This window comes from Candidatus Magnetaquicoccus inordinatus, from assembly GCF_004217665.1.
In the GTDB taxonomy this organism is placed as follows: domain Bacteria; phylum Pseudomonadota; class Magnetococcia; order Magnetococcales; family Magnetaquicoccaceae; genus Magnetaquicoccus; species Magnetaquicoccus inordinatus.
The window spans coordinates 1-3,608 of record NZ_RXIU01000285.1 but is presented as its reverse complement, the minus strand read 5'-3'; the positions used below and the strand labels follow the sequence as shown (position 1 = coordinate 3,608).

3 protein-coding genes are annotated in these 3,608 nt (G+C 53.3%); all 3 read left to right on the top strand.

Translation table 11 applies throughout. The annotated features are described in order from the left end of the window. Nucleotides 1-216, top strand: a 216-nt coding sequence (locus EJP87_RS18670) for a hypothetical protein (RefSeq protein ID WP_227657666.1), incomplete at its 5' end; no start/stop codon positions are given. After that, nucleotides 213-3,224, top strand: coding sequence for a BPTD_3080 family restriction endonuclease (locus EJP87_RS14685; protein WP_130472611.1), 3,012 nt, complete (start codon nt 213-215; stop codon nt 3,222-3,224). The genes EJP87_RS18670 and EJP87_RS14685, both read left to right, overlap by 4 nt. Before the next feature lie 17 nt (nt 3,225-3,241). Further along, nucleotides 3,242-3,448: a hypothetical protein gene (locus EJP87_RS14680; protein WP_130472610.1), complete on the top strand. Its 207-nt coding sequence runs from the start codon at nt 3,242-3,244 to the stop codon at nt 3,446-3,448. The last annotated feature ends 160 nt before the right edge of the window (nt 3,449-3,608 follow it).

Here is a 3,608-nt window from a genome sequence, read left to right as displayed (position 1 = left end):
CCGCACATTACCAGCAGGGCTTTGCCCTGCACCCACCAGGAGGAGATAATCTCCTCCTGGACCTCCCTAATAATTTTCTGGTTTTCAAATGCGATTGCCCTGTCGCTACGAGCTTCATCCCTCGCCAAGCCAAACCTGCATACGTACAATATGAACCTTCAGGAGTATGAATTGGCTGCCAAGACCAATAACGGTAACGGGAAGCGTGCGCTATGAGCCTACAGTTTTTTGATCATCCTGTTTTGAACTCACCCTACGCCTATCCGGCGCAGCATTGGGAGTTGGATCCCGATGGGCAGCCGACCGGTAGTATCATTGCCAAACGGCGTCCTTCTTCCTATATCACGCCGGTTCCCAAGCCATCCCGACGCCGGGGTGATCCCAAGTCGGAACCCACTCTGCTGTTTGATACTCTCTCTACCGCCGAGCAGAGCTATGATACCAATGCCATTCTCAATAAAATCAGGGAGGAGGTGGAGAAGTGGCGGCAGCTTGCTGATCCTGGGCAATGGTTGGTGACTCCTGAGACTGTTCGTTTGCTGCAGCATTGGCGGCACCATCCGTTCCAGGGTATACGGCCATTTTTTTGCCAAGTGGAAGCGGTGGAGACAGCTATCTGGTTGGCAGAGGTTGCCCCGAAGAGGGCTCGCTGGGCTTTGGAGCATATGCAAAGAGCCAATGCCTCCGCCAATCCAGAGCTGTTTCGTATCGCTTTCAAGTTGGCCACGGGAGCAGGCAAAACCACGGTGATGGCCATGCTGATGGCTTGGCAGATAGTCAATGCGCTACGCCATCCCAAAAGCAGACAGTTTAGCCGAGGCTTTTTGCTGATCACCCCCGGTATCACCATCCGTGACCGCTTGCGGGTTTTGCAACCCAATGACCCAGACAGCTATTATCGTGGTCGGGAGTTGGTTCCGAATGAGATGCTGGCCGACCTGGACAAGGCCAAAATTGTCATCACCAACTATCATGCTTTCAAGTTGCGGGAACGGATAGCCATCACCCCGGTCGGTCGTGCTCTGTTGCAGGGGCGTGGTTCGGATTTGAATACGCTGGAGACGGAAGGGCAGATGATCCAGCGGGTGATGCCTGAACTGATGGGTATGAAAAATATTCTGGTTATCAACGACGAAGCCCACCATTGCTATCGCGGCAAAGCGGACAGCAGCGACGAAGGGGAGCTCAAAGGGGATGATCTGACCGAGGCCAAAGAGAACAATGAGGCGGCCAGGCTTTGGATTAGCGGCATCGAAGCTGTCAAACGCATTTTGGGTGTTCCGGTGGTTTATGATCTTTCTGCTACTCCATTTTTTCTGCGTGGTTCCGGTTATGCCGAAGGGACGCTGTTTCCCTGGACGGCGAGCGATTTTTCGCTGATGGATGCCATCGAGTGCGGCATTGTTAAATTGCCCAGAGTGCCGGTGGCCGATAATATTCCCGGAGGCGAGTCGCCCAAGTTTCGCAATCTCTGGGATTATATCGGCAAAAAAATGCCCAAAAAGGGACGTGGAACCTCCGGCAAGATGTTGGATCCCCTCAGTCTGCCGACAGAATTGCAAACTGCTTTGCAAGCTCTCTACGGCCATTATCAAACCACCTTTGCTCTGTGGGAGGGGGCAGGTGTCGCGGTACCCCCTGTCTTTATCGTGGTCTGCAACAATACTTCGACCTCCAAGCTGATCCACGATTATATCGCGGGTTTTAATCAGGAAGGAGAAGAGGGGAGGAGTCACTATGTTCCTGGGCGACTGGAGCTGTTTCGCAATTATGACGAGCATGGCACCCGTTTGCCCAGACCGCGAACCCTGCTGATTGACAGTGCCCAGTTGGATTCTGGCGAGGCATTGGATGCTGAATTTCGCAACATGGCCGCCGATGAGATAGACCGTTTTCGGCGGGAGATGGTTGCCCGCACCGGAGACCGCCAGGCTGCCGACAGCCTGAGCGATGCCGATCTGTTGCGGGAGGTGATGAATACTGTCGGCAAGGCGGGCCAACTGGGGGAGTCTATCCGCTGTGTGGTTTCGGTTTCCATGCTGACAGAGGGGTGGGATGCCAATACCGTGACTCATGTTTTAGGGGTGCGGGCTTTTGGTACCCAGTTGCTTTGCGAACAGGTGGTGGGGCGCGCCTTGCGCCGACAATCCTATGATCTCAACGAGGCCGGACTATTCAATGTCGAATATGCCGATGTGTTGGGAATACCCTTTGATTTTACTGCAAAACCGGTGGTCGTCAAACCGACCCCGCCTCGGGAAACCATTCGTGTGCAGGCGGTGCGACCGGAACGGGATGGGTTGGAAATTCTTTTTCCACGGGTGGAAGGCTATCGGGTAGAGTTGCCCAACGAACTGTTGACGGCGCAGTTTTCTGCCGATTCTGTCTTGATTCTCAGCCCTGACATGGTTGGTCCATCCATTACCCGCAATCAGGGCATTTTGGGTGAAGGGGTGGATTTGACCCTGAAGCATTTGCAGGAGATGCGGCAATCCACGCTGCTTTTTCATCTGGCCAAACATCTGCTCTACAGCAAATATCGCGATCCCGGCGAGGAGCCAAAGCTCTATCTTTTTGGTCAGCTCAAGAGGATTACCCGGCAATGGTTGGAGGGAGGCTATCTGCAATGTATTGGCGGTACCTCTCCGGCCCAATTGCTTTATCAGGAGATTGCCGATCTGGCCTGTGAAAAGATCAAAAGCGCCATCACCGCCTCTCTGCTGGGTGACCGACCGGTCAAGGCGATTCTGGATCCTTACAACCCCACTGGCTCTACCCGTTTTGTCCATTTTACCACCTCCAAAAAGATCCGTTGGAAGAGTTCGCCGCGTCATTGTCATATCAACTGGGTGGTGTGCGACAGCGATTGGGAGGCTGAGTTTTGTCGAGTGGCAGAGGCGCACCCTCTGGTGCGTGCCTATGTGAAAAACCAGGGACTTGGTCTGGAGGTGCCCTATCTTATGGGTTCTGCACGCAAAACATATCTTCCTGATTTTATTGTACAGATCAACGATGGTCGCGATGATCCTCTGCATCTGGTGGTAGAAATCAAGGGCTTTCGGGGTGAGGATGCCAAGGAAAAGAGCAATACCATGCAGGTTTATTGGGTGCCGGGGGTGAACAATCTGGGCAAGTTTGGCCGCTGGGCTTTCGCCGAGTTTACGGCGGTGTTTGAGATACAGGCGGAATTTGCTAAGCTGGTTGCCTCGATTCTGTCTCGATGAGATGAGGAGGAACGGAGATGTTGCAAAGCTATGAAGCCATTTACGATCATGGCCGTTTGACCTGGACCGGGGAGGTGCCATCATGGGCTCAGGAACGGGTAAAGGTTATTGTTACGGTGATAAGTGAACAGGTTGTCACAGATCTGCCGGATAGCGGCGAGAAAGACGGTGATCTGCAACCCATGCGTCGGGATGAATTGCATGACCGCTCGTGTCTGCGTTGACACCAACATTTTTATCTATGCTTTGGGAAAGAGCCGAAAATCGGTCATCAATCCGTTTTGCACGGAGCAGGCATAATGGCAAAAGAATCGAAAAAACAGGTGGAAACCCTGACCCATGACGAGGCCAGCCGCAAACATATTCCCACGGCGGAATATCAGT

Bases quoted from the DNA above. Each gene is read 5' to 3' on its own strand.
- EJP87_RS14685 (WP_130472611.1), top strand. From the start codon at position 213: ATGAGCCTACAGTTTTTTGATCATCCTGTTTTGAACTCACCCTACGCC.
- EJP87_RS14680 (WP_130472610.1), top strand. From the start codon at position 3,242: ATGTTGCAAAGCTATGAAGCCATTTACGATCATGGCCGTTTGACCTGG.